This is a genomic window from Paraburkholderia phosphatilytica (assembly GCF_003443895.1).
In the GTDB taxonomy this organism is placed as follows: domain Bacteria; phylum Pseudomonadota; class Gammaproteobacteria; order Burkholderiales; family Burkholderiaceae; genus Paraburkholderia; species Paraburkholderia phosphatilytica.
In genome coordinates this window covers 183,677-210,316 of the sequence record NZ_QQOA01000004.1, presented here as the reverse complement: position 1 = coordinate 210,316, position 26,640 = coordinate 183,677, and the positions used below count along the sequence as shown (strand labels likewise).

Genomic DNA, 26,640 nt, shown 5'->3' with positions numbered 1-26,640 from the left:
GCGCGGGTTAAATCCTGCGATTCCGCACGTGCTCAGGCGCTAGCACCGTCGGCAGCGCCTTGGGCAGCGCGTCGGGCCAGTCGCGGCTGAAATGCAGCCCGCGGCTTTCGCGCCGCATCCGCGCGCTTTCGACGATCAGCGACGCCACGTCGACGAGATTGCGCAGTTCGAGCAGATCGCGGCTGACCCGGAAGTTCGCGTAGAACTCGTGGATCTCGTCGCGCAGCAGCGACAGGCGGTGCCGCGCGCGCGCGAGACGTTTGTCGGTGCGCACGATGCCAACGTAATTCCACATCAGCCGCCGCAGTTCGTCCCAGTTGTGCGCGACGACCACTTCTTCGTCGGGATCGGAGACGCGGCTTTCGTCCCAGCCCGGCAGCGGCGCGTGCGGCGCGCCGCAGAAGCCGGCTTCTTCGATTGCGTGTGCCGCCGAACGGCCAATCACGAGGCACTCCAGCAGCGAGTTGCTCGCGAGCCGGTTCGCGCCGTGCAGCCCGGTGCACGACGTCTCGCCGACTGCGTAGAGGCCGGTGAGATCGGTGCGGCCCGCGAGGTCCGTGACGACGCCGCCGCACGTGTAGTGCGCGGCCGGCACGACCGGGATCGCCTCTTTCGTGATGTCGATGCCGAACTCGCGGCAGCGCGCGAGGATGGTCGGGAAGTGCTCTTCGAGGAACGCCGCCGGCTGGTGGCTGATGTCCAGATACACGCAGTCGATGCCGCGCTTCTTGATCTCGAAGTCGATCGCGCGCGCGACGATGTCGCGGGGCGCCAGCTCCGCGCGTTCGTCATGCGCGGGCATGAAGCGGGTGCCGTCCGGCAGCTTCAGGAGGCCGCCTTCGCCGCGCACCGCTTCGGAGATCAGAAACGACTTCGCGTACGGATGGAACAGGCACGTGGGGTGGAACTGGATGAACTCCATGTTCGACACGCGGCAGCCGGCGCGCCATGCCATCGCGATGCCGTCGCCGGTGGCGGTGTCGGGGTTCGTCGTGTACAGATAGACCTTGCCGGCGCCGCCCGTGGCGAGCACCGTGTGCGGCGCTTCGATCGTGATCGTGCGGCCGCTTTCGAGATCCAGCGCGTAGAGGCCGTGGCAGCGGCGGCCGGGCAAGCCGAGGCGGTCGGACGTGATCAGGTCGATCGCGTAGTGCTCTTCGAGCAGCGTGATGTTCGGGTGACGGCGCGCGCGTTCGCTGAGCGTTGCATGCACCGCGTGACCGGTTGCGTCCGCGGCGTGGATGATGCGGCGGTGGCTGTGGCCGCCTTCGCGCGTCAGATGGAAGCCGAGTTCCGCCGCGTCGTCTTTCGTGAACGGCACCCCCTGGGCAATCAACCATTCGATCGCCGCGCGCCCTTGCTCGACGATGTAGCGCGTGGCCGCCTCGTCGCACAGGCCGCCGCCCGCGACGAGCGTGTCGCGCATGTGATGCTCGACGCTGTCCGACGAATCGAGTACCGCCGCGATGCCGCCTTGCGCCCAGTCGCTGGCGCCTTCGGTCATCGAACGTTTGGCGATGACGGCCACGCGCCGCGTTTCAGCCAGATTGAGCGCGACACTGAGACCCGCAAGCCCGCTGCCGACAATCGCCACATCGAAATTCATCTGCTGCCTCTCTGTTCCGGTTGCTGCCGTTCGTGATGATTCGTGACACGCGTGTGAAGGCGCGCGAGTCGAAGCAGGCAAGGATACCGGTTTGGCGCGGCCGCGGGAAAGCTGGCTGGAAAGCCAACGTTCGCTGAGTGGTTGGCGGCCCGACATGCGGAGGGGCAGTGCGGAGGGGACAGGAAATGCGGCCGGGAAAAACAAAAAGCCCCGCGTGAAGCGGGGCTTTTTATACTTCGACCAGCGGAAACCAGATTACTTGATCTTGGTTTCCTTGTACGCCACATGCTTGCGGACGACGGGATCGAACTTCATGATCTCCATCTTTTCCGGCATGTTGCGCTTGTTCTTCGTGGTCGTGTAGAAGTGACCGGTACCTGCGGTCGACTCCAGCTTGATCTTGTCGCGTGCGCCCTTCGCCATGATTTACTCCTTAGGCTTCGCCGCGTGCGCGCAGGTCTGCGAGCACGGAATCGATACCGTTCTTGTCGATCAGGCGCAGGCCGGCGTTCGAGACGCGCAGGCGCACCCAACGGTTTTCGCTTTCAACCCAGAAACGGCGGTTATGCAGGTTCGGGAGAAAACGACGCTTGGTCTTGTTGTTTGCGTGGGAAACGTTGTTGCCGCTCATCGGCGCTTTCCCAGTGACTTGGCATACGCGTGCCATGAGAGCACTCCTAATACGCTTGAATTCTGAGTTCGAACGCCGTGAAAGGCTTCAGAACAGGGTTGGAAACAGGCAAACCGTGATTCTAGCAGAAAAAAAGCCGAAAAATCAAACCGAAAATTTGCGGATGTTGTCTGGCCCGGGTGATCGCGCCGGGCCCGTTGCGCGCTGTCGCCGCCGGCCCAACCCGAGCGCGCGAACGAATAGATGTCACGCGCGCCGATGCAAGATGATCGATGAACTGCACGTCGGTCAGCGCGAGCGCGTCGCGCAGCCCTCGCGTGAGTTGCCGGTCGCTGGCGCTCGGCTTGACGGCCCCGGAGGGGTGATTATGCGCGACGATCAGGCCGGCCGCATTGATCGACAGCGCCTGCCTGACGATTTCGCGCGGGTAGACGGCCATTTGCGTCAGCGAGCCGCGGGACGTTTCCTCGTAACGCATCAGCCGGTGCCGCGCCTCGAGGAACAGGCACGCGAACACCTCGTGCGGGCGAGTACGGATCTGCAGGCGCGGATAGTCTTCGGCGGTTTCCGGCGAATCCATCAGCGCGCGTTCCTCGCGTTCTTCGGCGAGCGCGCGCCGCGACAGCTCGACGATGGCGAGCAGCTGCGCGGTTTTCGCGCGGCCGACGCCGCGCAACCCGTCGAACTGCGCCGGCGTCGCGCCGAGCATCGCGCGCAGCGACTGGAAGCGCTCCAGCAGCGAGTTCGCGACGTCGAACACGTTGTGGCCGCGCAGTCCGGAGCCGAGCACGAGCGCGATGAGCTCGACGTCGGACAGCGCGCCCGCGCCGACGGCGAGCATCCGCTCGCGCGGCATGTCCCGTCGCGGCGAAGCCGCCCGGCGCCGCGCGCCGCCGCGGATGTCGGCGGAAGTTTCGCGGTCGCTGCCGGAGGTTTCGTCCGCCGTGGCGGGCTCGATCGATGCTACGGATGGCCACAGCGCGCGATCCGCGTCGGACGGTTCGGCGCATGACGTCGGAATGACGCGCAGCGGGACGGGACGCAGCGGCGGCCGCGTCCGGATGATCGACGTCGCACGGATCGCGGCGGGCTTGCGTGGTAGCGTGAGCGGCGTTTCGAGGCGGAGCGGGGTACCCATGCGCGGAATCTCCAGTGGTGACGGCCGTGCGGGATGCTCCTGCAACGGGCCTGCCAGCGAATTCAGTGGATCGTGTGGCCTGCCGATGTGGCTTACAATAGAACCTTTGCGCAAACCGGCAGACGTAAGGTCTGTGGCGGCAACGCCCCGCGGCAGCGCGTCTGGCAGATTGAACGGATCACCATGAGCATCATCGACATTTCCGAAGTGAAACCCGGCTCACACGTCACGCTGCACTACCGGCTTTCACTTGCTGACGGCACGGAGATCGTCAATACGTTTACAGATCGCCCCGCCACGCTGCTGCTCGGCGCTGGCCAGCTGGCGCCGCCACTGGAAGACATTCTGCTGGGCCTGAAGGTCGGGCACCACTCCACCTTTCAGCTAGCGTCGGGCGAGGGCTTCGGTCCGCGCAATCCCGAACTGATCCAGCGCGTGTCGCTTGCCACGCTGCGCGAAAACGCGATGGTCGGTGAAGATTTTTCGCCGGGCGACCTGATCGAATTCAACGCGCCGGGCGGCGGACGCTACGCCGGAGTGCTGAAGGAAGTTGGCGAAACCTCGGCGCTATTCGACTTCAATCACCCGCTTGCCGGTCAGGCGCTGGCATTCGAAGTGAAAATCATCGGAATCCTGTAACCATGAGCACCACCGACACGACTCTCGCCGAAGCGGAAATCCTGCTGGCGCAGCCGCGAGGCTTCTGTGCCGGCGTCGACCGCGCGATCGAGATCGTCGAACGCGCGATCAAGCTGTTCGGCGCGCCGATCTACGTGCGTCATGAAATCGTCCACAACGCGTACGTCGTGGCCGATCTGCGCAAGAAGGGCGCGATTTTCATCGAGCAGCTCGAGGAAGTGCCGTCGGGCAACACGGTGATCTTCAGCGCGCATGGCGTTTCGAAGGCCGTGCGCGCCGAAGCCGAAGGGCGCGGGCTGCGCGTGTACGACGCCACCTGTCCGCTCGTCACCAAGGTGCACATCGAAGTCGCGAAGATGCGCCAGGAAGGCTTCGACATCGTGATGATCGGTCACAAGGGGCACCCCGAAGTGGAAGGCACGATGGGGCAGGCGGGCGAAGGCATGTATCTCGTCGAAGACATCGACGACGTCAAGGCGCTGGCGTTGAAAGACCCCGAGCGGATCGCGTTCGTCACGCAAACCACGTTATCTGTCGACGATGCCGCCGAGATCATTCAGGCGCTGAAGGCGAAGTATCCCGCCATCCGCGAGCCGAAGAAGCAGGACATCTGCTACGCCACGCAGAACCGTCAGGACGCGGTGAAATTCATGGCGCCGCAGTGCGACGTCGTGATCGTGGTCGGCAGCCCGAACAGCTCGAATTCGAACCGGCTGCGGGAAGTGGCGGAAAAGCGCGGCATTCCCGCCTATATGGTGGATTCGCCCGACCAGATCGATCCGGCCTGGATCGCCGACAAGCGCCGCATCGGCGTGACCGCGGGCGCATCGGCGCCCGAAGCGCTGGCGCAGGCCGTGATCGGCCGCCTGCGCGAGCTGGGTGTGCGCAACGTGCGCGCGCTCGAAGGCATCGAGGAAAACATCGCGTTCCCGCTGCCGCGAGGTCTGGGCTTGCCGGCTTAACGTCTACACGCGGTCTACGCGCCGCCCCGGACCTTTCAGGAACCGGACCACAGTTTCGACTACAGAAGCGCACCCGCGGGTGCGCTTTTTTATTGTTCAGACGTCGGGTCGCGGCATATAAATAAGTACCAGATCATTTAAAAACCCGCTTCCACGGAAGATTTGACGAAGTTTTTCGCGATTATTTTTGGCGAAAACGACCTGATGTCGATGATCATACCCCTATTTTAATAAAACTCATCCGGAATGACCGGATCCGACGCACCACTTGCGTGCATGCTAAGTAATACTGACTTTAAGTGTGGCTTGCCCCGCAGACCATGGCCATTCGGCGAGCGACAACGGAATTGTGACAACAGATGGTGCGAGCTGGCCCCGAATGTGGTGCAACTGATGAGCGAAAATCGGGCGCAACCGGGTTGCGCCACTACCCCGTCTCGTATCTCAAAATACGGTTGCAATGCAGGAAAACCCTGCCGGTTCAACAATATTGCCCATCGCAAAATTGGAGTTACAATGCGCGCGTTCTGAACGGCTGAGGCCCACAGGACGTGGATTTCGAAGGCGCGGGAGACCACCTCATGCGAGCCAGTTTTACACATGCCGTACACGATACGGCAGCACTCGCGCAGGTCGCCGGTCGCGAAAACGGGGAGCGCAACGCAGCTTCGAAGATATCGGCGCCGGAACCGGCAGCCGCTTCGGGTTGTGACGCGAAGATCGTCAGGATTGGCCATGCGGCCCCAACGGCCGGCAGCATTGCGCATCCCGGCATGGATTACGAAAATGGGGCGCGATTGACGATCCGGGCAATCGAAACGCAGCGCAGGGCAAACGGCGAACGTGGGCGCCGATCGCCGCCATGCGCGTATCTGTCGGCAGCCGGCCCGCAGACCGGCACCCACGACGCCGCCGCGCTCGAAGCGCGCGGCTCGCGGCAGGCATGCCGCAAGCTGGCCCGGCAGCCTCGGGCCATTCCCACGAAGATCACCAGCGTCCGGCCGGACCTTATCGAGTACGGCCGAGTGGACGCGACGGGCGTTCCGTCTGCACGACAGACGGCAACGCGCGGAGGCAGGGCACAAATCCCGGACGGCGACGGCGTGTACTCCGCCCGGGTAGCGACGCAGGCGCAAGCCGCGCGTCGACTGGTTCGTCCGGAAGCGGCGGTTGCGCTTCGCGGGATGGATACGGAAGCGCATTTCGACCGGCAGCACGAAGCCGAAGCGCACTTCCACACGCCGGTGCAGATTGACGCGCCGTTCACGTATGACGCGCTGTACGTGATCGTCGATGCAATGAAGCGCGCCAATTCGATCGATGCGCCCAAGGTGCTGGCTGCGATGCCTGTCACCGGCTACACCGGAGTAGCCGGCCACATCGCATTCGACGACAAGGGTGGTTTGAAAGAGGGCGCCATTGCGCGTCGTGACATGGCTGGCGGCGGCGACGCCGTCTCGCGACGTCATGGACACGCAATGACGGGATTCACACTCGGCGGCACCGACCCATCCGACGGTGCCGTTTTTGCATCCGCCTCCGGCGGGTTCGCATCTATACCTATAGAAGCGGGCCGGTTTCGGGCGGTTAACCCTTAGCGGTCTTTTTATCAGTACCCGCAGTGCCGTTGCGTTTTTCCCGAGCATCGTCGCCCACCGGCGATGCCTGACGAGAATCCAGCCGCACGGGCCAAGGAGCTTTAGATGGATATTTTCATCCAGCAGATCATCAACGGACTGGTGCTTGGTAGCGTCTACGCGATCATCGCACTGGGCTACACGATGGTGTACGGGATTCTGGGCATCATCAACTTCGCGCACGGCGACGTGCTGATGGTTGGTGCGATGGTGGCGCTGTCCGCCATCAACGTGCTGCAGAATCATTTCCCCGGGCTTGGCCATGTCGCCACGCTCTTCATCGCGCTGATCATCGCGGCGGCTGTCTGCGCGGTGGTCGGGTACACGATCGAGAAGATCGCGTACCGCCCGTTGCGGCGCGCGCCGCGCCTCGCCCCGCTGATCACCGCGATCGGCGTGTCGATCCTGCTGGAAACCCTCGCGATGATGATCTGGGGCCGCAATCCCCTCGCGTTCCCGCAACTGCTGCCGACCGATCCGATCAACGTGATCGCGTCCGGTCCGAACAACCCGGGCGCGGTGATCTCGGCCACTGAAATCACGATCATCGTGGTCGCGTTCCTGATGATGGGCGCGCTGCTGCTGCTCGTGCACAAGACGAAGCTGGGCCGCGCGATGCGCGCGATCGCGGAGAACCCGAACAACGCGAGCCTGATGGGCGTGAACCCGAACTTCGTGATCTCGGCGACCTTCATGATCGGCTCGGCGCTCGCCGCGCTGGCGGGCGTGATGATCGCGTCGGAATACGGCAACGTGCACTTCTACATGGGCTTCATCCCGGGCATGAAGGCGTTCACGGCCGCGGTGCTGGGCGGTATCGGCAACCTCGGCGGTGCGATGGTGGGCGGCGTGGTGCTCGGTCTGATCGAGCAGCTGGGCGCCGGCTACATCGGCAACCTCACGGGTGGCGTGTTCGGCAGTAACTACCAGGACGTGTTCGCATTCATCGTGCTGATCATCGTGCTGGTGTTCCGTCCGTCGGGCCTGCTGGGCGAACGCGTGGCTGATCGCGCATAAAGGGGAAAAGCAAAATGACCTCCATTCAACCGATCGAGCCGTCCACGACGCTCATCCCCGAGAAGAACCTCACGAAGACGCTGACGGTGGGCATCATCACCGCGGTGATCGTCGCGGCGCTGCCGATGGTGGTGGGTGCCGTCGGCGGCAACTACTGGGTCCGCGTGCTCGACTTCGCGATGCTGTACGTGATGCTCGCGCTGGGCCTCAACGTGGTGGTCGGGTTCGCCGGCCTGCTGGATCTGGGCTACATCGCGTTCTACGCGGTGGGCGCCTACACGGCCGCGCTGCTGACCTCGCCGCACCTGTCGACCACCTTTGCCTGGATCGGCGCGATGTTCCCGGGCGGCCTTCACACGCCGTACTGGATCGTGATTCCGATCGCGATGGCGCTCGCGGCTGGAGCCGGCGTCCTGCTCGGCGCACCGACGCTGCGTCTGCGCGGCGACTACCTCGCGATCGTGACCCTGGGCTTCGGGGAAATCGTCCGGATCTTCATGAACAACCTGGACCGCCCGCTCAACATCACGAACGGACCGCAGGGCATCACGGGCATCGATCCGATCACGGTGGCGGGCTTCAACCTGTCGCAGACGCACAACCTGCTCGGCTTCCAGTTCACGACCGTGTACATGTACTACTACGTGTTCGTGCTGTGCGCGCTGCTGGTGATCTGGGTGTGTACGCGTCTGCAGCACTCGCGTATCGGCCGTGCGTGGGCCGCGATCCGGGAAGACGAAATCGCCGCGAAGGCGATGGGCATCAACACCCGTAACGTGAAGCTGCTGGCGTTCGCGATGGGCGCGTCGTTCGGCGGTCTGTCGGGCGCGATGTTCGCGGGCTTCCAGGGCTTCGTGTCGCCGGAATCGTTCACCTTCTGGGAATCGGTCGTCGTGCTGGCCTGCGTGGTGCTGGGCGGCATGGGCCACATCCCGGGCGTGATTCTCGGCGCGGTGCTGCTGGCCATCTTCCCCGAGTTCCTGCGTTCGACGATGGGTCCGCTGCAGAACGCGATCTTCGGTCACCAGATCGTCGATACTGAAGTGATCCGTCAGCTGCTCTACGGTCTGGCGATGGTGCTGATCATGCTGTACCGCTCGGAAGGTCTGTGGCCGGCGGCGAAGCATGAGGACAAGATCGCGAAGCTCGCGAAACGAAACGGCAAGAAGCCGGTGCGCGCCTGAGGACAGGGGAGAACTTCATATGAGCAACAACATTCGACTGTCCGTGAAGGGCGTGAACAAACGCTTCGGGGGCCTGCAGGCGCTTTCCGACGTCGGCCTCGAAATCACGGCGGGCAACATCTACGGTCTGATCGGCCCGAACGGCGCCGGCAAGACGACGTTCTTCAACGTGATCACGGGGCTCTACACGCCGGATTCGGGCGAGTTTCGCCTCGACGGCGAAGCGTACACGCCGACAGCGGTGTACCAGGTCGCGAAGGCGGGCATTGCCCGCACGTTCCAGAACATCCGTCTGTTCGGCGGCATGACCGCGCTGGAAAACGTAATGGTCGGCCGTCACGTGCGTACGAAACACGGCCTGATCGGCGCGGTGTTCCAGACGCCGGCCGAGCGTCAGGAAGAACGCGAGATCAAGGAACGCGCGGTCGAGCTGCTCGAGTACGTGGGCATCGCGCAGTACGCGGACTACACGTCGCGCAACCTGTCGTACGGTCACCAGCGTCGTCTGGAAATCGCACGCGCGCTCGCGACCGATCCGAAGCTGCTCGCACTGGATGAACCGGCCGCCGGCATGAACGCGACCGAGAAGGTCGAACTGACGCGCCTGCTCGACAAGATCCGCGGCGACGGCAAGACGATCCTGCTGATCGAGCACGACGTGAAGCTGGTGATGGGCCTGTGCAACCGGATGACAGTGCTCGACTATGGCAAGGTGATCGCCGAAGGTCTGCCGCAGGACGTGCAGAAGGACGCGAAGGTGATCGAGGCATATCTGGGCGCGGGGGTTCACTGATGGCTACGGCAATGTTGAAAATCAAGGGCCTGCAGGTCAACTACGGCGGCATTCAGGCGGTGAAGGGCGTCGACCTGGAAGTGCAGCAGGGCGAGCTCGTCACGCTGATCGGCGCAAATGGCGCAGGCAAGACCACGACGATGAAGGCCATCACCGGCCTCAAGCCGTACTCCGGTGGCGACATCGAGTACATGGGCCAGTCGATCAAGGGCGTGCCGGCGCACGAGTTGCTGAAGCGCGGCCTCGCGATGGTGCCGGAAGGTCGCGGCATCTTCGCGCGCATGTCGATCGTCGAGAACATGCAGATGGGCGCGTACCTGCGCAACGACAAGGAAGGCATCAAGAAGGACGTCGACCGCATGTTCGGCTTCTTCCCGCGCCTGAAGGAACGCGCTTCGCAGTACGCCGGCACGTTGTCGGGTGGCGAGCAGCAGATGCTCGCGATGGCGCGCGCGATCATCTCGAAGCCGAAGCTGCTGCTGCTCGACGAACCTTCGATGGGTCTGTCGCCGATCATGGTCGAGAAGATCTTCGAGGTGGTGCGCGAAGTGTCGAAGGAAGGTATCACGGTGCTGCTGGTCGAGCAGAACGCGCGTCTCGCGCTGCAGGCGGCGAACCGCGGCTACGTGATGGACTCGGGCACGGTGACGATGTCCGGCGACGCGAAGCAGATGCTCGACGACCCGAAGGTGCGCGCGGCGTATCTGGGCGAGTAACGTGTGACTGTCTCGTGAGCGCTGCCGCTTTTAGGGCATCGCGCACGGGGAACAAAAAAGCAGCGTGGATGCGAGTCCACGCTGCTTTTTGCTTTCCGACGCGCTGCGCCGCGACCTGCTAACGCCGATCGCGTTAGATCATCATCGGCATCAAGCCGTCTCCGGCATCCCCAGCCGTTTGCCGAGGCTCACCACCGCATCGGCGCGATAGCCGAGCGCGGCGTAAAACCCCAACACCTCCGGGCGATCCTCCAGCACCTGCAGATTGACCTTCGGGCAGCCGAGCGCCGTCAGCGCCTGCTCCGCATGCGCGACCAGCCGCGTGCCGATGCGCAGCCGACGCAGCGACGGCGACACCGCGAGCGAATACAGCCAGCCGCGATGACCGTCGTAACCTGCCATTGCCGTGCCGACGATCTCGCCGCCATGCTCGGCGACGAAGAACAGCTCGGGCTGCGTCGCGAGCTTGTTCGCGATCGACCGGTGCGGGTCGCGATGCGGCTTGTCCGGATTCCGGTACTCGGGAAACACCTCGCGCCAGAGGGCCACGACGGCGTCGGTATCGCGCGCATCGAAGCGGCGGATCGACAGTGGCTGATGCGGGTCCATGATGTGAGTCCTCTGCTGGTGTGGAAGATGTGCGTCGATCAGAGCGAATCGAGGATCGAACGCAGCATCGCCATCATCTGGTCGATTTCTTCGTTCGTCACGTTGAGCGCCGGCATGAAACGCAGCAGGTTCGGACGCGCGGCGTTCAGCAGCAGGCCGTCCGGCTGCATCAGGCGCGCCTTCTCGACGATCTGCGGTCCGATGTCCTTGCCGAGCAGCAGCGCGCGCAGCAGACCCTCGCCGCGTTCGCCTTCGAAGCCGCGTTCCGCCGACAGCTCCAGCAGCTGGCCGCGCAGGTATTCGCCGCGCGCCCGCACGCCTTCGAGGAAGCCCGGCGCCGTCAGTTGCGAGATCACCGAGTAGCCGACCGCCGACATCAGCGGGTTGCCGTTGTACGTGCCGCCCTGGTCGCCGGCTTCGAACACCTCGATCGCTTTCCTGCACAGCAGCGCCGCGAGCGGCACGCCGCTGCCGATGCCCTTGCCGAGCGTCATGATGTCCGGCTCGATGCCCGACAGCTCGTACGCGAACAGCGTGCCGGCGCGGCCGCAGCCGCTCTGCACTTCATCGACGATCAGCAGGATGCCGTGCTTCTGCGTCAACGCGCGCAGCTGCTGCATGAATTCGCGCGTGGCCGGAATCACGCCGCCTTCGCCCTGGATCGGCTCGAGCATCACGGCGACGGTCTTCGCGTTGATCAGCTTCTCGACCGACGCGATGTCGTTCAGATCGGCCTTCGGGAAGCCCGGCACCTGCGGCGCGTAGATCGTGTCCCAGCCCGGCTTGCCGCTTGCCGACATGGTCGCGAGCGTGCGGCCGTGGAAGCTGTGGTCGAACGTGATGATTTCGTACGCGCCGTCGCGGAATTTCTTGCCCCACTTGCGCGCGAGCTTGATCGCGCCTTCGTTTGCCTCGGCTCCGCTGTTCGTGAAGAACACCTTGTCGAAGCAGCTGTGCTGCGTCAAAAGCTCGGCGAGCTGCGCCATCGGACCGTTGTAGAACGCCGGCGACGGGTTGATCAGCAGGCGCGCCTGCTTTTCGAGCGCTTCGATCACACCGTCGTTGCAGTGCCCGAGGCTGTTGACCGCCCAGCCCTGGATGAAGTCGAGATAGCGCTTGCCTTCGTTGTCGTAGAGCCATGAACCCTTGCCGTGCGTGAACACGATCTCGGGACGGTTGGTGATGTACATCAGCGAGTCGATCGGGTACTCGTTAAATTTCATGGCAACGAACTCCAGGCGAAGCAGCGGTGAGATGAAAGGCTAATTGAGCAAACAGAATCAGCGCGGAAAACAAAAAAGCCACGGCATGCCGTGGCTTTTCATGATTCGAACAGCGTGCGCCAGATGCGACGCGAGTCCGTGACGAAGCCAGCGGCGCCCCTAAGGGTGCAGCGAGCGGCGACGTCGAAGTTCGGACAGGATGCGGTTCATGGGCGCAAGAATACGACATGCTTGCCGCCGCTGTAAACCATCAATCGCGACTCGCGGCCTTTTCCCGTTCATTTGGGCATGGCGGCGTCGCGTCGGCAACACACGTTGCCGTGCCGCCGGTTGCCGCTCAGACCGGATTCGCGAGATCCGCCGCGCTCGTGAACGAATCCGCGTAGAACTCGTCTTCCGGCAAGCCGTGGTGCTGCGTGAAATCGCGCTGCGCCGACTCGACCATCACCGGCGCACCGCACGCGTACACCTGATAACCCGACAAGTCTGGCAGGTCTTCGATGACGGCGCGATGAACGAAGCCCGTGCGGCCCGTCCAGCCATCCGACGCGTCCGGCTCCGACAGCACCGGCACGAAGCGGAAGTTCGGAATCTCGTTCTCCCACTGTTCGGCCAGCTCGGCAAGGTACAGGTCCTTGCGGCGGCGGCCGCCCCAGTACAGCGTCATCGGGCGGTTCAGGTTCTTGAACGCGGCGTGTTCGACGATCGCCTTGATCGGTGCGAAGCCCGTGCCCGATGCGAGCAGCACGATCGGCTTTTCCGAGTCTTCACGCAGGAAGAAGGTGCCGAGCGGCGCTTCGAAGCGCAGGATGTCACGTTCCTTCAGCGTGCCGAACACGTGGTCCGTGAACGCGCCGCCAGGCATGTGACGCACGTGCAGTTCAAGCGGACCCTCGACGTGCGGCGCGTTGGCCATCGAGTAGCTGCGGCGCTTGCCGTCTTTCAGGATGAATTCGAGGTACTGGCCGGCGAGATACTGCAGCCGTTCATTGGCGGGCAGCTGGAGCTTCAGCACGACGACGTCGTCGGCCTTGCGTTCGATCGCGTTGACACGGCACGGCAGCTTCTTCACCTGCACGTCGCCGACGCCTGCCACCTCGCGGATGTCGATCTCGAGATCGGTCTGCGCGGTGGCGCAGCAGAAGAGCGCCATGCCGCGCGTCTTCTCGTCGTTCGACAGCGCCGACGACGAGTGCGCGCGCTGCTCGACCTCACCGCTCGCGACCGTGCCCTTGCACGATCCGCACGCGCCGTTCTTGCAACCGTACGGAAGGCCGATGCCCTGGCGCAGCGCAGCCGTCAACACGGGTTCATCGGGTTCCACCTGAAACTGCCGGCCGCTTTGCCGGAGCGTGACGTTGAATGCCATATATCCTGAACGAACGAAGAAACGGGTAACCAGTGCGTACTGCGATGAATCGTGAACGCTGCGCGAACGCATGAAGGCCGGTGCGATCGGCGCGTGGCGATTACAATGCGCTCACCATGATAGCGACACGACTTCTGCGCCGACCACGCGTGCTGATCATAGGCTGCGGCGACGTGGGCCTGCGCTGCGTTCCGCTGCTGCAACCGCGCGCGCGGATCTTCGCGCTGACCACGCAACCCGAGCGGCGCGATTTGCTACGCGCGGCGGGCGTGACACCGATACTCGGCGATCTCGACGTGCGTGCGAGCCTCGCGCGGCTCAGCGGACTTGCGCCGACGGCGCTGCATCTCGCACCGCCGCAGAAAACCGGCGATCACGACGAGCGCACGCGCGCGCTGCTTGCCGCGCTGGCCGCGCCGCGCCGCCGCGTAGCGCGCGCCAATGCCGCACCAGTGGCGCTGGCGCGCCGCCTGCGGATACCCGCGAGACACGCACGCTGCGTTCCCGCACCGCGCATTGGCGTGGCGCGAGAGGCGCACGCTGCAACAGCCTGGGCCGGCCGCAAACCATCCGTTATTGTACCCGAGCCGATTCTGCGGGCTCCTGAACTCCCCACGCCTGTGCGGCTAATTTACGCGAGCACGACAGGGGTCTATGGCGACTGCGGCGGCGCGAAAATCGACGAGACGCGCACGGTGAAACCCGCGAACGACCGCGCGAAACGGCGCGTGTCGGCAGAGCGGCAGTTGCGGCGCGCGGCCGCGCGCGGCGTGATCATGGCGAGCATCGCGCGCATTCCGGGCATCTACGCAGCGAACCGCTTGCCGCTCGCGCGGCTGCACAAGGGTACGCCCGCGCTCGTCGATGCCGATGACGTGTACACGAGCCACATCCACGCGGACGACCTCGCCGCGATCCTCGTGCGGATGACGACGCATGGCCGGCCATCGCGCGTGATTCACGCGAGCGACGGCAGCGAACTGAAGATGGGTGCGTATTTCGATCGCGTGGCCGATGCGTACGGCGTCTCGCGTGCGCCGCGGGTGACGCGTGAAGCAGCCGAGCAGGTGCTCGAGCCGATGCTGCTGTCGTTCATGCGCGAGTCGCGGCGCCTCTCGAACGCGCGCATGACGAAGGAGTTGCGCGTGCGGCTGCGTTATCCGAGCGTCGACGATTTCCTGCGCGAAGCACAAGCGAGCGACGAAGGCGCCGCATGACGGCATGTGCGACTCGCGCGCGCCGTGCACGGCATTCATTGCGCGCAACGAACCGCGCGGCCTGCGCCGTGCATGACGTTGCAACGAAGCGGGCGGCCATCACACGAAGGCCGGTAGCGCTTCGAGCAGCAGAAAGCAGAGGAGCGCGCCGATCACGGCGCCGATGAGCCCCGGCGGATAGCGATGCCGCATCCGCATGCCGACCACCAGCATGCCGGCCAGCAACACGCCCAGACAGACCAACGCGATCATCATGTTGGTCGTAGCGAGAGTCCCGTTGATGGTCATGGTCCGCTCCTTCTCTTTGTCTCGTTGTAATCGTTGTTTAATCGAGTATAGAGCGCGGTGTCAGGAAGAGCATGCTGCGGCGCAGCGCCACAGCGGCCATTTTGAGCGCGAGGGTGCGCCAGCCAACGCAGGCAACGCTGCGCCTGGCGTTTACCCGTTGCGCAGTGCGGCGAGGTCCGCCGCATCGAGCCATTGCCATGCGCCTTCCGCGAGCGCATCCGGCAACCGGTAACCGCCCACCTGTTCGCGGTGCAGCGCTTCGACGCGATTGCCCGCGGCCGCCACCATCCGCTTCACCTGGTGGTACTTGCCTTCGAGCACGGTGAGTTCGAGCCGATGCGATTCGCGCGCGTGCGCGGCGACCGCGCTGACCGGCTTCGGCTCGCCGTGCAGCAGCACACCGTTTCGGAGTGCTTCGAGTTGCGTATCGTCGATCGCGTGACGGGTGGTTGCGAGGTAGACCTTCGGCACCTTGCGCTTCGGCGACGTGAACGCATGCACGAACTGGCCGTCGTCGGAGAGCAGCAGCAGGCCCGTCGTGTCCTGATCGAGACGGCCGACGCATTGCACGCCGCGCGTGGCGAACTGCGGCGGCAGCAGACTGAACACGCTCGGGTGATACTGCGGATCGCGCGAGCATTCGTAGCCGGCCGGCTTGTTGAGCAGCACATACGCGTGCTTGCGCCAGGTCCACGGTCCGCCGTCGACGCTGAAGTGGAACGGCGTGTCGGCTTCGACATCGAATTGCGCGTCGGGGTCGTCGCACAGTGTGCCGCTCGTGGCGCCCGATCGATCGCCGATCGATACGCGACCATCGGCGATCAAGCCGCGGCACTGGCGGCGCGAGCCGAAACCCTGCGTGAAGAGAATGCTTTCGAGATCCATGAACGGCGTGATGCTGGCAATGCTGCGCATTGTACAGGCGTGAATTCTCCGGATTGAAGCGCAAGAACCGGAGCGCGCGCGAACGCGCGAACGCCGACGATGAAGGCGTCATTCTTCATCGGAGGTCCCGCATGCGTTCCGTCCGCTTCAACCGCTTCAACCGTTTTGTTCGTTCGTCCGTCGGCGATCCGTTGCCGCCGATATTCCAGCGCCTCGCGTGGTCGAATCTCGCCGCGCAATGCGCCGAGCAGATCAGCCTCGCGGCCGCGCCGCTCGTCGCGGTGTTCGCGCTCGGCGCGGGTGCGCGCGACACCGGCTGGCTGCAGACCGCGCAGACCTTGCCGTTCCTGCTGCTGTCGATTCCGCTCGGCGTCTGGGCCGATCGCCGCTCGCGCCGCTCGTTGATGACTGGCGCCGAAGCGCTGCGCGTGGTCGCGATGCTGGGCGTGCTGCTGTTGTTGTCGGTACATCATCTGTCGATGACGTGGCTTGCTGTGCTCGGTTTCATCGGTGCGAGCGGCACCGTTGCGTTCAGTGTCGCGGCGCCCGCGCTGGTGCCGTCGCTTGTCGAGCGTGCGCAGTTGCCGGCGGCGAACGGGCGGCTCGAACTGGCGCGCAGCGTCGCGTATTCGGCGGGGCCGGCACTGGGCGGCGTGCTGGTCGGCGCGATCGGCGCGAAGTCCGCGTACGGCTGCGCGGCGGTGCTGTCGACGCTCGCCGTCGTGCTGCTCGCGGGTCTGCGTGAGCCGCCGCGCGAGCCGGTGGCGCGGCGTCACTTCGTCGGCGAACTGCGCGAAGGCGCGAGCTTCGTGATGCGCGACGCGCTGTTGCGGCCGATGCTCGCCACCGCGGTGTTCTTCAACGTCGGCTTCTTCATCCTGCAGGCGATCTACGTGCCGTATGCCGTGCATCGGCTCGGGCTCGGCGCATCGGCCGTGGGCGTGACGCTCGGCGCGTACGGCGTGGGGATGGTGTGCGGCGCGCTCGCGGCGCCGTCGGTTGCGCGTCGCCTCGCGTTCGGCCGTACGCTGACGATCGGACCGTTGTGCGGGCTCGCCGCATCGCTCGTGATGACGTCGACGCTCGTCGTGCCGTCGTTCTGGCTCGCGACGCTGAGCTTCTTCCTGGTGGGCGCAGGACCGATCCTGTGGACCGTCGGGTCGACGACGCTGCGCCAGGCGATAACGCCGTCGCGGATGATGGGTCGCGTGTCGGCACTCAACAGCACTGCGACGTACGGTGCGCGGCCGCTCGGCGCGCTGCTCGGCGCGACCATCAGCGGACACTTCGGCGTGAGCGCATGTCTGATCGCAGCGACGGCGATGTTCGCCGTGCAGGCGGCGATCATCCTGGTGTCCGCGGTCGCGCGGCTCGAGCAGATTCCCGATGGCGTGCAGGTGGTGTAGAACGTGGCGCGTGGTCGCAAGGTCGTGATTGAAAGCTTGCTCCTGCATCCATGGACTAGGCTCGGACGAGCGACGCTGGGCCCGCATTGATGTCCGCCGGCCAGACCGGTTCGCGACTTGTGCGCATGCCGATGTAGTGCAGAATTACCATCAACATCAAGAACGGCTTCAGCAACCAGACGAGAGAGCTGGCAACAATGTTGCCCTCGGCAAGTAGCGCCCTGTCGTCGCGAAAGACCAGCTTCCAGCTATTGCTTAGTGACACGGCGGTCGGAACTAGGTCGAGAGCCGGGACGGCCGACGGGCCGCCTTCCATGTACAGACGAATGAACTCAAACTGGTCATTTAGTTCGTGGACAATTGAGCGACCATTTTCAGTTGTCTCGTCGTCAACGGTGTACACCCGCCGACCGAAGGAGAAGGACTGTTTCACACAGCCCTGGTCGTCAAGAACATGGCAACGCAGTCCATACGGCGTTCCGCGCGAAATCGGGTCTTTAGCGCGCTTCTCGATAAAAAAGAACGCCTTGTCCCAAGGAACAGAAATAACGCTTTTCGAGCCTGCGCCACGGAAGGCGTAGACCATGCGTGTCTTTCGATTGAAGCAAATCGGGATTCTGGTCCAGGTGAAGTTTTCCTGATGAAAACCCCAGAGCGACACGAGTACGACGCCGCATCCAAACAGCATGTAGCACACCATGAAAGCCATGGCCAGCGCCAGTTCAGCCCCGTGCGTATTGGGAGGTGGATTCGATATCGCCCATATCGCCGTACCGACGAAGAGGACCCCCATCGCCAGGATGAAAATGCAGCCGTACGTCAGTATTCCACGCTGCACGTACGCAACATTGGTGGTTTCGAGACATGCGTCGCTCATCCCAAATACCGAATAGTCGGTCTTCGGCTTGCTGCTTGCCGGCGCATCGGCCTTGAGCTGCCGTTTTTTTTCCTCATCGGTGAGCTGCTGGCGGAGCTTCACCCAGAACACACCATCCCATGCCATTGTTATGCTCCCAATCCGTTGTACGCCTTCTGCTCTTCCGCGAACGACTGGTCTTGCGTGAAGAGAATGCTTTCGAGATCCTCAAGGTAGACGTCGTTCATCCCAAACACCGTATGGGCGTCCGCAGCTGCGTCGGCGGCAGGCATGTGAACATCGACGCGGCGCAGCTTCGTCGTCGTCAGTCGGGAGATTCAAGGTCACCCTCGTCATGTGGTCAACCGCCATAGTCCCTCGCCTACGATTTCAGGGCTTCGAACTGCTTGCGTTAGTCCTGCGCCGAGAGTTTCTCATCTCCAGTACCGAAGACATACTTGCTGATCCATTCGTCGATTTCGTGGTGCACCTTCCGCGCTATCAGGATACCGTTGACAATCAGTACAAGAATAATGGGCGGCAAGATAAGAACCGTTGCTTCAGCAATAGTAGCAACACATAGAAGCAGACTTGCAGTTGCAGAGCCGAAATGCAGCCATGCCAACGCGCCATGGCCGGCTTTCCGCTCTGACTGGAATTGCTTGAAGTCATGCCATGTGCCAACCAGACCCGCTGCAACTCCGACCGCGCGACCGAATACTTCAACGTACGGCCCGCATTTCTCCATGATGGCAATCGAGGCATTGTCCTTGGACGTAGATGTAGATATCTGATGCGAATGACAGCCTCGCCCGGTGGTGATTTATTTGCAAAAGGTTGCGGATTTGACCGAACGACGTCTTTCATTGCGCACGTGCCGAGCCGTCTTCTTTAAAGTTAAGAACTTGTAGCCGCAAGGATCTTATTGGCTGCAATCATTCAGTAAAAACTACGCTATGGATAAGTGACAGCCAAGCGATGTGGAATATATTTCTTCTTTTTGCTTTTCGCATGTTTTAAAAGAGGTTTAAATTGCGATTCTCGCGTTGTGCGAACGCGATTTTTCAATTTAAGATTCTGCTCTTCAAGAACGTCGCATCAACGGGGATATTCATAATGGGTCAATCCGCCTATTCGGTGCTATCGAGCGCCGGAATCGAGCAGTCACACAGAGCGGTCATCCTGGATACTCCCTTAGGTGCGCAGGCGCTGTTGCCGCAACGGGTCATGGGCGAGTCGCGTCTGGGCCGGGACATGGCGTTTACGGTCGATGTCGTTGCGAAGGAGAAAGCGGTTGAGTTGAAGAGCCTGATGGGCCAGCCGGTCACGATGTGGCTGCTTCAGGCGGACCAGACCTATCTCCCATGGCACGGCTACGTCTTCGCGACGAGAAGGCTGGGCGGAGATGGCGGCCTGACCTACTACCAGCTTTCGTTCGGGTCGTGGATGACGTTCCTGCAGTTCCGGAGGGACGCGCGCATCTTCCAGGAGCAGTCGACGACTGACATACTCACGCAGGTCTTCAACGGACACCCGTTCGCACGTGGCAAGTACCGTTTCGCCACGCGTGACGTTGGCATGAAGCGGTCCTACTGCACGCAGTACGAATCCGACGACAACTTCGTCCATCGCCTCCTGGAGTCCGAAGGCTGGTTCAGCTACGTGGAGCAGTCGTCCGATGGCAAATCGCACACGGTCGTCATCACGGACAACCTCGCGAACTGCAAGCCTTTGGATCCGGAGCAGGTGTCGTTCTATCGCGCTGACCGCAAGGGCCAGACAAACACGATGGTCGAATGGGGCAGCGAGCGAACCACGCAGAGCGTGCGCTACGGCTTTCGTACTGCGGACTATAAAACGCCGGCACGCCCGAAGGAGCGCTCGGCGCTGTCGCAGGCGAAGCAGGGCGAGGTGCCGGACAGCCTCGAGGTCTATGAGTACGGCGGCCACTACAGCTTCCCTGCCGGGCAGGATGTCGACCAGGGCGACAAGGCCGCACGCATCCGCGCCGAGGAACTGGCTTCGCGCACGAAGCGCTTTTACGGCGTCGGCAGCGTGCAGGGCATGGATATCGGGCGCACGTTCACGCTCAAAGACCACCCCGAGCACGACGACGACTCGCAGGAAAACCAGCAGTTCGCTGTCGTCGCGACCCGCTGGTACATTCAGAACAACTTGCCGCTCGGTAACAGCCGTCCGTTTCCCCACAGTCTGCAGCGCACGCTCGCTCGCGTGCGCGCCGAGCACCGGGAGGAGCAGTCGCTGTTCACTACGAAGGACCCGCTCGGCGGCGAGAGTTTCTTCCTGGTGGAAATCGAGGCGCAGCGCCGCTTCGTGCCGTATCGCAGTCCGTTCGAGCACCGCAAGCCCGTCATGCACATGCAGACGGCCACGGTCGTCGGACCGTCGGGCGAGGAGGTGTACACCGATGCCTTGAATCGGGTGAAGGTGCAGATGCACTGGGACCGGCTGAACAGCAAGGACGCATCGGCCTCGTGCTGGGTCCGGGTCGTCGCGCCGGCGGCAGGGAACAACTTCGGGTCGGTGTTCGTTCCGCGGACAGGTCAGGAGGTAGCCATCGGCTATCTTGAAGGGGATTGCGACAAGCCCGTCATCACCGGTGTGCTGTTCCACTCGACCAACACGCCACACTGGAATACGAACGGTCTGCTGTCGGGATTCAAGTCGAAGGAGTACAGCGGGCAGGGCTTTAACCAGCTCGTTTTTGACGATTCGACCTCGCAGTCGAGGGCTCAGATTTACAGCTCGACGGCCGACTCATACCTCCACGTCGGATATCTCATCAACCACGACGGCAACACCCGCGGCAGCTATCTGGGCAACGGGTTCGAGATGAAGACCAGTTCGTTCGGCGCGGTGCGCGCTGGCCAAGGCCTTTACGTCACGACGTATGCGCGGGGCGGTACGACGAGCCAGCAGCTCGACACGAAGGAAGCCACACAGCACCTGCTCGACTCAAGCGCGGTCATCCAGCGGCGCTCGATGGCAGCAACGGACGCGAAGGCTGAGAGCCTGGACGATGCCCAGAACGACATCAAGGACTTCGCCGCCGCAACGCAGAGCAACGCGCAGGCAAGTGCGTCCGGTGGGCGCACGGACGGTGGAGGCACCGGTACCGCGAATGCCTTCTCGGAACCCATCATCTTGCTCGCGAGCCCTTCCGGGATGGGTCTCTCGACCCAGCAGACGCTGCACGCAACAGCGACCCGGCATGTCAACCTGGTCAGTGGCGAGAACACGTATGTCGCAGTGGCGAAATCGTGGATTGCGAGCGTCGGCGAGAAGCTGAGCTTCTTCGTGCAGAGCGCGGGCATGAAGTTCTTCGCGGCCAAGGGGAAGGTCGAAATCCAGGCGCAGTCCGACAACATCGAACTCACGGCGGACAAAACGCTGAAGGTCGTATCCACCTCCGACTCCGTGAACGTGACAGCCCAGAAGGAAATCACGCTCACTGCCGGCGGCGCAACGATTCGCATCGCCGAGGGGAAAATCTTCATCCACGCTCCGGGGCTGGTGGAAGTCAAGGGCAGTCCGCTGTCGTTCGAAGGCCCCGAGAGCGCGAATGCAGCTGCGCAGGCGTCGCCGTCCAAGTCGTGCGCGCAGCAGTTCGCGGCAGCGGCGCAGGCCGGCTCGGCGCTCGTGTAGGGGCTCGCCATGGTCCATTACGTTATCGTTGAACCCGCCAACGGGAAGCTCGAGCTGTCTGACGCGCCTCCCGTTTATGAAATCGGCGAACTGGTGCCGGCCGATCGCCCTGAACTCGAGGGCGTTGTTCCGGTGCTGTACTGTGCTGAACATCCAGCTGAGCAACTGCCGGTGCTCCGGAAAGTGGCGGCCCTCCGCCACCAGCGACGTGCGCCGCCAATCATCTGCGCGATTGTCACGTCCGACAGCGCGACGGGCCGCGTGCAGCAGCATCTGGCCGACCAGCTCCTCGTTGACCGGCCGGATGGCCGCGACACAGCGGTATTCCGCTATCACGATCCGCGCGTGTTCTCGCACCTGAGCCGCATCCTCAGGAAGGAGCAGTTCGACGCGCTGCTCGGGCCCGTGCAGTCGTGGAAATTTCTGGACCCTGCTGGCGAATGGACGACAGTAAAGGTCACAGGAAAGTCGGAGGGCGCCTTCGTGGTCACGCCAGAGCAGTTCAGCCGCATCGGGCGAATCGAACTCGTGCAGCGCGCGCTGGACATGCTGCGCGCCAACCGGGCGACGACGCCACCGGACACGCCGACGCTGCTTGATGTGCAGTTCGCAAAGGGCATTGCCTACATGCTGGACGGTGCAGACCTCCAGGCGTTCGCACTGCACGGGCTGCTCGTCTCGCCGTACTTCGACCGTCACCCGAGAATCAGGACGATTCTGCAGGCGCCGGAGCAGTCCTACGTCAATTCAGTCGCGAACTGGGGCCCCAGCGACTGGGAGACGATTGCTCGCGAGAGCATTCAGTACCAGTAGGCAACGCGCCCGTAAAAAGAGAAAACGAATGGCACTCGACACCGATTTCGCGAACATCACCCAGCTCACCCAGAACGTTTCGCAGACGAGCACACCGTCCGCGGGGTCGTGCAACATGTGCAAGAAGAAAGGTCTCCCGATTCTGCCCGTGCGATATGGTGTCGTTGCGGACACGAACGCGCATAAGGCGGCCGGAGTGCTCCCGGTCGGGGGTACGTTCGGCGCGGGCGTCACAGGTACGAGTCTGAAGAGGGCGAAGTACGCCCTGCGCACACTGCGGTACGGCTTCGTGTATGTCTTCTATCCAGCCACGAAACGATGGCAGGCCTACGCAGTGACCGCCGAGGGAAACCTGTACGACTATCCGCTCGACATTCCTATCGACCGGAGCTTCGAGAAGCCCTTCAGTTGCCATCAGCCCGGACATGCCCAGCTCGCACAGTGCATCACCATCGACAACGCCCAGAGTGCTGGCACCGTCTATCTCGCGTTCAGCGATGAACTCTGGACAAAGGCCGTGCGCGACCTGTACGCGTCAAATTTCATGGGCTGCCGGGACAAGCGAATGCAGAAGCTCGACGCGGCCGGGGCGTACAACGGAAACACCTCGCAACCGCATTCGGCCAGCGTCAACCAGGTAGAAAGCCTCCTGAACGAGTACGGAAGCGGAAAGCATCCTGATGCAATGCTAACGGGCTGCTTTCCCTATCACGACCGTGCGGGGCAGTCAGCAGCGTTGAAAAAGGCGATGGACACCATCCAGCCGAGCAAGGGCATGGTGTTCGCGCTCTGGGACGCAGTCGGCATCACGCAGGAACTCAACTTCGAGCAACGGGTGGCCTTCGGCGCCGCTCTCGACAAATACGAGCACGGTATCTGGACCGCAAGCGCCATCGACGCATTGCACAAGGCGGTCACGGCCTCGGCCAAGGAGGACATCGAGCGAAGCACCTCAATGCTTGAGGGGAATACCTATGAGTCGCTAGGTCTGGCCTCGCTCTTTGACGGCGGCAAAATGCTGGACAAGCAGATAAAGAGCCTCGAAGACGAGAAGGAAAAGGAATTGGCAAGTGCTGATGTCGACTCATGGAAGCCGTACTCGACCCACTATCGTCAGCAGGAGATTACAAACTTTCAGCAGGCGATGGCGGATGCGATGAAGCAGGAGCAGGCCACCACGCTTGCTCCGCTTTCCCAGGACCACGCCGCATGGTTGACGAGCGATGCGCTTCTGAACGTGTTCGAACACGACTACGAGCAGGATAACTGGCGCTCGGCGCTGCACTACACGCAGACTTTCACGAGTTGCATCGAGGGCTCTGCGGACCGGAAAGAGGCAGTCGACGCACTGGTCAAGTGGGCGGGCGGAAGTGTACTGGACACGCGGAACCCGCTGCTGCGCTCTTTTGTGCTGAACAGCCCTGTTCTCGCCGACAAGGTCAAGGAGGCGTCGAGCTATCCGTACGCGGAGCTGAGAGAGTTTGTTGCAAAACTCATTGAGTCATTCAGCAAGATTACCGACGTGCAGGAGTCGAAGGACAAGGGCATCAAGGCTCAAGTCGCGCAGGCGCTCGCGAAGCTTCTTCACGAGGCGGGCGGCCCGCTTGTCCAGACCATCAGCACGGGTGTGGACACGGCCGCAGTAAAGGTCATCTATGCGACGCTGTGCATGCGCACCAAGGTGCTGTTCGAATACAAGGCCGTGTACGGAACGGCCAACCAGTGGGTGAACTACGTGGCCGCGCAGATTCAGGAAATGATGCCCGGCGCGCAGCAGGCACAGGTTCAGGACCTTCAGGACCAGTTGCAGACCAAGGCTGCGGCCGGCAGCTCCGATCCGGAAGTCAAGGTAAAGCAGTTCGTGCTGGTCGAAAGTCCAGCCACGGAGGCTGCACATCTTGCAAACGTGAGTTCCCAGCCTGGCTTCGAAAAAATGGCGAGCGTGACGCTGACTCCGGATGTCGTAAAGAACGTCTATCTGCCAAAGTTCCGGCTTGTGATAAAGGGCGAACCTGGCTTTACGGGGATTGGTGCGATTTTCAGCCTCATCAACCTGCATTTTGCACATGCTGAACTCGAAAAGTCGAATCGGTTCAATGCCGGTGAGAACAACATAAAATGGAAAAACGCGATTGGCGGGGCAGCGTCAGGCGTCGCAACGTATGGAGCGGCCGCTTTCGAGGCACTTGAAGAGGGAGGTGTTAAGGTGGGCGCCGGGTGGCTACGCTTCGCGAAATTTCTGAATATCGCGGGACGTTACGGTGGCGCGGCTGTCGGGGCAGTGTCTGCCGCGATTGACCTCTATCATGCTTACAACGACTTTAAGGAGGGCAACATGATTATGATGGCGCTTGACTTGGCGTCGGCGACTGTCGGGGTCGCGTTGGCCTACTCGGTTGTATTCATGACCGCATCTGCAGCTGCTGTGATTGCGCTCCCCCTGCTGCTGGTTGCCGCAGTGATTGGTGTTCTGATGAATTATTTCAAGGGCAGAGAGGTTTATGAGTGGCTGGAGCGCTGCTACTTCGGGTTGAAGAAGGGCGCGGAAAGCTTCCAGACTCTTGATGAAGACAGGAAGGCGTTTCTTGCAATGCTCTCGTAACGGAGATTAGAGATGGCATTTGATGGAATGACGCGGTATCGATTGAATCGGCCCGTTAGCGACGATGAAAATGCGGCTCGCCTTTCGATTGGCCAGTCTGTGTCGGATTCGCCCAAAGATAGCCGCTCCGTGTTTTCGATGAACGAAACCTTTCTGGAAGTGTGCGATGGAAACTACTCCGAGAAGGGTTGGGGCGTAGTAGCGTTCACGTTGCCTGGGATAGTCTCGCTCGCTGGTGTCGTTCTGCTGCTGTGGATGATGACGCATATTCCGCCCATCTACGAGCAGCGTGGGCAGCTCGGATTGATTCGCGGAGTCCTTGGCGTCTTCCTGATCGTGATGCTCTGGTTCCTTGGAATTGGTCTTTGGGCCCTGAGCAGGGATTGTTTCACCTACACCCACAAGCCGGTTCGACTCAACCGGCGCGACCGAATGATTTACGCTTTCAAGCACAATGGGACTGGAGGGGTGGTGTCCGTGCCCTGGGACAGCGCGTTTCTCTACGTTGAACGCAGGCCTAAGGCTGGGATTACGCGCACTGCGCCGCGGATGGTGCGCTGCCTCGTTCTTGATGAAAAAGGTCGTGTGAAAGACACCTTCTCGCTTGGCCGACGATTTGTTACGGCCTTCGATGAGGGCAGCACCGGCGACCTCGAAGTGACGAACGCACTGAACGCGAATTTCGAATACATCCGCCGCTTCATGGAGGGAGGCCCCTCCGTAGTACCGGCAGCATCCGAGTTTCTCCCCACGGACGTCTCATTACGCAACATGCTCAAGGAGCAGTTCGACGGTGCGTCCGATCTGCTGAATTCGCCGAATCCCATGTTGAAGTATTTCATGTTCGGGGCGGCGATACCGACGTTCTTCCTCGCCTTGGCAGGCTACCTCGCGCAACTGAGCTGCCGAAAACCCGTCTGGCCAGACGAGGTCGAGCGCGCATGCAACCCAGTCAACGCTAACGCAGAGAGGTTCGCGACATGAGCCGTCGGTTCATTCTCAAGGGCGACAAGACTGACCACGACGGAGTGGTCGAAGAAGGAGTCGAAGGTTCGTCATTCCAGGGCCGTCCGCTCGCCTTTATCGGCGCGAAGGTGAATTGTCCGCGGTGCAACACGACTGGCGTGATTGTGCCGGATGGTCCTCGCGACATGACCGTGATGGGAAAGACAGTCGCCCTCGAGAACGACTGCTGTCAGTGCAAATGCGATCCGTTGCCGAAACTGGTGGCGTCGCAAACACTCGGTTCGATATCTGCGTGACGGTGCACGCTTGACGTTGTGACAGACACGGCGCGCGCGGTCGTCGGTGGGCTAGAGAGGCGCGGTCGTCACCTGACTGGCCGCGAGACTCCCAACAACGAGCAGCAGGCCTCGTCGCGGA

Annotated in this window: 23 protein-coding genes and 2 pseudogenes; 14 read left to right on the top strand and 11 right to left on the bottom strand. The window is 62.7% G+C overall.

All coding sequences use genetic code 11. The features are described from left to right. Positions 1–7: 7 nt before the first annotated feature. The 4 genes and pseudogenes from nadB to radC all read right to left on the bottom strand — a co-directional run. The gene (gene nadB, locus DVS29_RS06245) at positions 8–1,606 is read right to left on the bottom strand and encodes an L-aspartate oxidase (protein WP_118179543.1); all 1,599 of its coding nucleotides are present in this window, start codon (positions 1,604–1,606) and stop codon (positions 8–10) included. Between the two features lie 255 nt (positions 1,607–1,861). Continuing rightward, positions 1,862–2,029 carry a 50S ribosomal protein L33 gene (gene rpmG, locus DVS29_RS06240; RefSeq protein ID WP_007586229.1) on the bottom strand — a complete coding sequence of 56 codons (168 nt, stop codon included), beginning with the start codon at positions 2,027–2,029 and terminating at the stop codon, positions 1,862–1,864. 10 nt (positions 2,030–2,039) lie between these two features. Next, a complete protein-coding gene (gene rpmB, locus DVS29_RS06235; RefSeq protein WP_118179542.1) occupies positions 2,040–2,273 on the bottom strand; it encodes a 50S ribosomal protein L28 in 234 nt (77 codons plus the stop codon). Between the two features lie 182 nt (positions 2,274–2,455). Next, a pseudogene (gene radC, locus DVS29_RS37770) lies at positions 2,456–3,258 on the bottom strand (RadC family protein); the annotation flags it as partial. Positions 3,259–3,558: 300 nt separating this feature from the next. On the opposite strand from radC, the gene DVS29_RS06225 reads away from it, so the two are divergent. From DVS29_RS06225 to DVS29_RS06195, 7 genes and pseudogenes are all read left to right on the top strand, one after another. Then, the gene (locus DVS29_RS06225; protein ID WP_118179541.1) at positions 3,559–4,014 is read left to right on the top strand and encodes an FKBP-type peptidyl-prolyl cis-trans isomerase; all 456 of its coding nucleotides are present in this window, start codon (positions 3,559–3,561) and stop codon (positions 4,012–4,014) included. A gap of 2 nt (positions 4,015–4,016) precedes the next feature. Continuing rightward, the gene (gene ispH / locus DVS29_RS06220) at positions 4,017–4,976 is read left to right on the top strand and encodes a 4-hydroxy-3-methylbut-2-enyl diphosphate reductase (protein WP_118179540.1); all 960 of its coding nucleotides are present in this window, start codon (positions 4,017–4,019) and stop codon (positions 4,974–4,976) included. Between the two features lie 1,136 nt (positions 4,977–6,112). Then, a pseudogene (locus DVS29_RS38420) lies at positions 6,113–6,433 on the top strand (branched-chain amino acid ABC transporter substrate-binding protein); the annotation flags it as partial. A gap of 246 nt (positions 6,434–6,679) precedes the next feature. Continuing rightward, entirely contained in the window at positions 6,680–7,630 is a 951-nt protein-coding gene (locus tag DVS29_RS06210) for a branched-chain amino acid ABC transporter permease (protein ID WP_118179539.1), read from the top strand. Positions 7,631–7,644: 14 nt separating this feature from the next. After that, positions 7,645–8,814 carry an ABC transporter permease subunit gene (locus tag DVS29_RS06205; RefSeq protein ID WP_118179538.1) on the top strand — a complete coding sequence of 390 codons (1,170 nt, stop codon included), beginning with the start codon at positions 7,645–7,647 and terminating at the stop codon, positions 8,812–8,814. Between the two features lie 19 nt (positions 8,815–8,833). Continuing rightward, positions 8,834–9,607 carry an ABC transporter ATP-binding protein gene (locus DVS29_RS06200; RefSeq protein ID WP_118179537.1) on the top strand — a complete coding sequence of 258 codons (774 nt, stop codon included), beginning with the start codon at positions 8,834–8,836 and terminating at the stop codon, positions 9,605–9,607. After that, positions 9,607–10,323 (top strand): ABC transporter ATP-binding protein, encoded by a 717-nt coding sequence (locus tag DVS29_RS06195; protein ID WP_118179536.1) that lies wholly within the window; start codon positions 9,607–9,609, stop codon positions 10,321–10,323. Before DVS29_RS06200 ends, DVS29_RS06195 begins: the two co-directional genes overlap by 1 nt. Positions 10,324–10,473: 150 nt before the next feature. Here the strand turns inward: DVS29_RS06195 and DVS29_RS06190 are convergent, their stop codons facing one another. From DVS29_RS06190 to DVS29_RS06180, 3 genes are all read right to left on the bottom strand, one after another. Continuing rightward, a complete protein-coding gene (locus tag DVS29_RS06190) occupies positions 10,474–10,932 on the bottom strand; it encodes a GNAT family acetyltransferase (RefSeq protein WP_118179535.1) in 459 nt (152 codons plus the stop codon). Between the two features lie 38 nt (positions 10,933–10,970). Further along, positions 10,971–12,155 carry an acetylornithine transaminase gene (locus DVS29_RS06185; protein WP_118179534.1) on the bottom strand — a complete coding sequence of 395 codons (1,185 nt, stop codon included), beginning with the start codon at positions 12,153–12,155 and terminating at the stop codon, positions 10,971–10,973. Between the two features lie 337 nt (positions 12,156–12,492). Next, entirely contained in the window at positions 12,493–13,524 is a 1,032-nt protein-coding gene (locus DVS29_RS06180) for a CDP-6-deoxy-delta-3,4-glucoseen reductase (protein WP_118179533.1), read from the bottom strand. A 116-nt stretch (positions 13,525–13,640) separates the two neighbouring features. On the opposite strand from DVS29_RS06180, the gene DVS29_RS06175 reads away from it, so the two are divergent. Further along, positions 13,641–14,741, top strand: a complete 1,101-nt coding sequence (locus tag DVS29_RS06175; RefSeq protein WP_118179688.1) for an NAD-dependent epimerase/dehydratase family protein — start codon at positions 13,641–13,643, stop codon at positions 14,739–14,741. Between the two features lie 99 nt (positions 14,742–14,840). On the opposite strand, the gene DVS29_RS06170 is transcribed toward DVS29_RS06175, so the two are convergent. Together DVS29_RS06170 and DVS29_RS06165 are read right to left on the bottom strand one after the other, a co-directional pair. Then, positions 14,841–15,029 (bottom strand): hypothetical protein, encoded by a 189-nt coding sequence (locus DVS29_RS06170; protein WP_118179532.1) that lies wholly within the window; start codon positions 15,027–15,029, stop codon positions 14,841–14,843. A 150-nt stretch (positions 15,030–15,179) separates the two neighbouring features. Then, positions 15,180–15,914, bottom strand: a complete 735-nt coding sequence (locus DVS29_RS06165) for a pseudouridine synthase (RefSeq protein ID WP_118179687.1) — start codon at positions 15,912–15,914, stop codon at positions 15,180–15,182. A 131-nt stretch (positions 15,915–16,045) separates the two neighbouring features. Between DVS29_RS06165 and DVS29_RS06160 the strand changes: the two genes are divergently transcribed. Further along, positions 16,046–17,320 (top strand): MFS transporter, encoded by a 1,275-nt coding sequence (locus DVS29_RS06160; protein WP_118179685.1) that lies wholly within the window; start codon positions 16,046–16,048, stop codon positions 17,318–17,320. 55 nt (positions 17,321–17,375) lie between these two features. Here DVS29_RS06160 and DVS29_RS06155 read toward each other — a convergent pair whose 3' ends face one another. Together DVS29_RS06155 and DVS29_RS06150 are read right to left on the bottom strand one after the other, a co-directional pair. Continuing rightward, positions 17,376–18,323 carry a DUF6708 domain-containing protein gene (locus DVS29_RS06155; RefSeq protein ID WP_118179531.1) on the bottom strand — a complete coding sequence of 316 codons (948 nt, stop codon included), beginning with the start codon at positions 18,321–18,323 and terminating at the stop codon, positions 17,376–17,378. Between the two features lie 265 nt (positions 18,324–18,588). Continuing rightward, positions 18,589–18,924 carry a hypothetical protein gene (locus DVS29_RS06150; protein ID WP_118179530.1) on the bottom strand — a complete coding sequence of 112 codons (336 nt, stop codon included), beginning with the start codon at positions 18,922–18,924 and terminating at the stop codon, positions 18,589–18,591. Positions 18,925–19,292: 368 nt separating this feature from the next. Between DVS29_RS06150 and DVS29_RS06145 the strand changes: the two genes are divergently transcribed. Genes DVS29_RS06145 through DVS29_RS06125 form a run of 5 tightly spaced genes read left to right on the top strand, consistent with a single transcriptional unit; the run spans position 19,293 to position 26,519 of the window. Beyond that, positions 19,293–21,842, top strand: coding sequence for a type VI secretion system Vgr family protein (locus tag DVS29_RS06145; protein WP_118179529.1), 2,550 nt, complete (start codon positions 19,293–19,295; stop codon positions 21,840–21,842). 9 nt (positions 21,843–21,851) lie between these two features. Further along, on the top strand, positions 21,852–22,655 hold the full coding sequence (locus tag DVS29_RS06140; RefSeq protein WP_118179528.1) for a DUF4123 domain-containing protein: 804 nt from the start codon (positions 21,852–21,854) through the stop codon (positions 22,653–22,655). A gap of 28 nt (positions 22,656–22,683) precedes the next feature. After that, entirely contained in the window at positions 22,684–25,257 is a 2,574-nt protein-coding gene (locus tag DVS29_RS06135; RefSeq protein WP_118179527.1) for a T6SS effector BTH_I2691 family protein, read from the top strand. 12 nt (positions 25,258–25,269) lie between these two features. Beyond that, positions 25,270–26,241 carry a DUF6708 domain-containing protein gene (locus DVS29_RS06130; RefSeq protein ID WP_118179526.1) on the top strand — a complete coding sequence of 324 codons (972 nt, stop codon included), beginning with the start codon at positions 25,270–25,272 and terminating at the stop codon, positions 26,239–26,241. After that, positions 26,238–26,519 (top strand): PAAR domain-containing protein, encoded by a 282-nt coding sequence (locus tag DVS29_RS06125; protein ID WP_118179525.1) that lies wholly within the window; start codon positions 26,238–26,240, stop codon positions 26,517–26,519. The genes DVS29_RS06130 and DVS29_RS06125 overlap by 4 nt, the downstream gene beginning before the upstream one ends. The last annotated feature ends 121 nt before the right edge of the window (positions 26,520–26,640 follow it).

Bases quoted from the DNA above. Each gene is read 5' to 3' on its own strand.
- DVS29_RS06140 (WP_118179528.1), top strand. From the start codon at position 21,852: ATGGTCCATTACGTTATCGTTGAACCCGCCAACGGGAAGCTCGAGCTG.
- rpmG (WP_007586229.1), bottom strand. From the start codon at position 2,029: ATGGCGAAGGGCGCACGCGACAAGATCAAGCTGGAGTCGACCGCAGGT.
- DVS29_RS06145 (WP_118179529.1), top strand. From the start codon at position 19,293: ATGGGTCAATCCGCCTATTCGGTGCTATCGAGCGCCGGAATCGAGCAG.
- DVS29_RS06125 (WP_118179525.1), top strand. From the start codon at position 26,238: ATGAGCCGTCGGTTCATTCTCAAGGGCGACAAGACTGACCACGACGGA.
- DVS29_RS06150 (WP_118179530.1), bottom strand. From the start codon at position 18,924: ATGGAGAAATGCGGGCCGTACGTTGAAGTATTCGGTCGCGCGGTCGGA.
- DVS29_RS06190 (WP_118179535.1), bottom strand. From the start codon at position 10,932: ATGGACCCGCATCAGCCACTGTCGATCCGCCGCTTCGATGCGCGCGAT.
- DVS29_RS06200 (WP_118179537.1), top strand. From the start codon at position 8,834: ATGAGCAACAACATTCGACTGTCCGTGAAGGGCGTGAACAAACGCTTC.
- ispH (WP_118179540.1), top strand. From the start codon at position 4,017: ATGAGCACCACCGACACGACTCTCGCCGAAGCGGAAATCCTGCTGGCG.
- DVS29_RS06170 (WP_118179532.1), bottom strand. From the start codon at position 15,029: ATGACCATCAACGGGACTCTCGCTACGACCAACATGATGATCGCGTTG.
- DVS29_RS06225 (WP_118179541.1), top strand. From the start codon at position 3,559: ATGAGCATCATCGACATTTCCGAAGTGAAACCCGGCTCACACGTCACG.
- DVS29_RS06160 (WP_118179685.1), top strand. From the start codon at position 16,046: ATGCGTTCCGTCCGCTTCAACCGCTTCAACCGTTTTGTTCGTTCGTCC.
- DVS29_RS06205 (WP_118179538.1), top strand. From the start codon at position 7,645: ATGACCTCCATTCAACCGATCGAGCCGTCCACGACGCTCATCCCCGAG.
- nadB (WP_118179543.1), bottom strand. From the start codon at position 1,606: ATGAATTTCGATGTGGCGATTGTCGGCAGCGGGCTTGCGGGTCTCAGT.
- DVS29_RS06175 (WP_118179688.1), top strand. From the start codon at position 13,641: ATGATAGCGACACGACTTCTGCGCCGACCACGCGTGCTGATCATAGGC.
- DVS29_RS06210 (WP_118179539.1), top strand. From the start codon at position 6,680: ATGGATATTTTCATCCAGCAGATCATCAACGGACTGGTGCTTGGTAGC.
- DVS29_RS06135 (WP_118179527.1), top strand. From the start codon at position 22,684: ATGGCACTCGACACCGATTTCGCGAACATCACCCAGCTCACCCAGAAC.
- DVS29_RS06130 (WP_118179526.1), top strand. From the start codon at position 25,270: ATGGCATTTGATGGAATGACGCGGTATCGATTGAATCGGCCCGTTAGC.
- DVS29_RS06155 (WP_118179531.1), bottom strand. From the start codon at position 18,323: ATGGCATGGGATGGTGTGTTCTGGGTGAAGCTCCGCCAGCAGCTCACC.
- rpmB (WP_118179542.1), bottom strand. From the start codon at position 2,273: ATGGCACGCGTATGCCAAGTCACTGGGAAAGCGCCGATGAGCGGCAAC.
- DVS29_RS06185 (WP_118179534.1), bottom strand. From the start codon at position 12,155: ATGAAATTTAACGAGTACCCGATCGACTCGCTGATGTACATCACCAAC.
- DVS29_RS06195 (WP_118179536.1), top strand. From the start codon at position 9,607: ATGGCTACGGCAATGTTGAAAATCAAGGGCCTGCAGGTCAACTACGGC.
- DVS29_RS06165 (WP_118179687.1), bottom strand. From the start codon at position 15,914: ATGGATCTCGAAAGCATTCTCTTCACGCAGGGTTTCGGCTCGCGCCGC.
- DVS29_RS06180 (WP_118179533.1), bottom strand. From the start codon at position 13,524: ATGGCATTCAACGTCACGCTCCGGCAAAGCGGCCGGCAGTTTCAGGTG.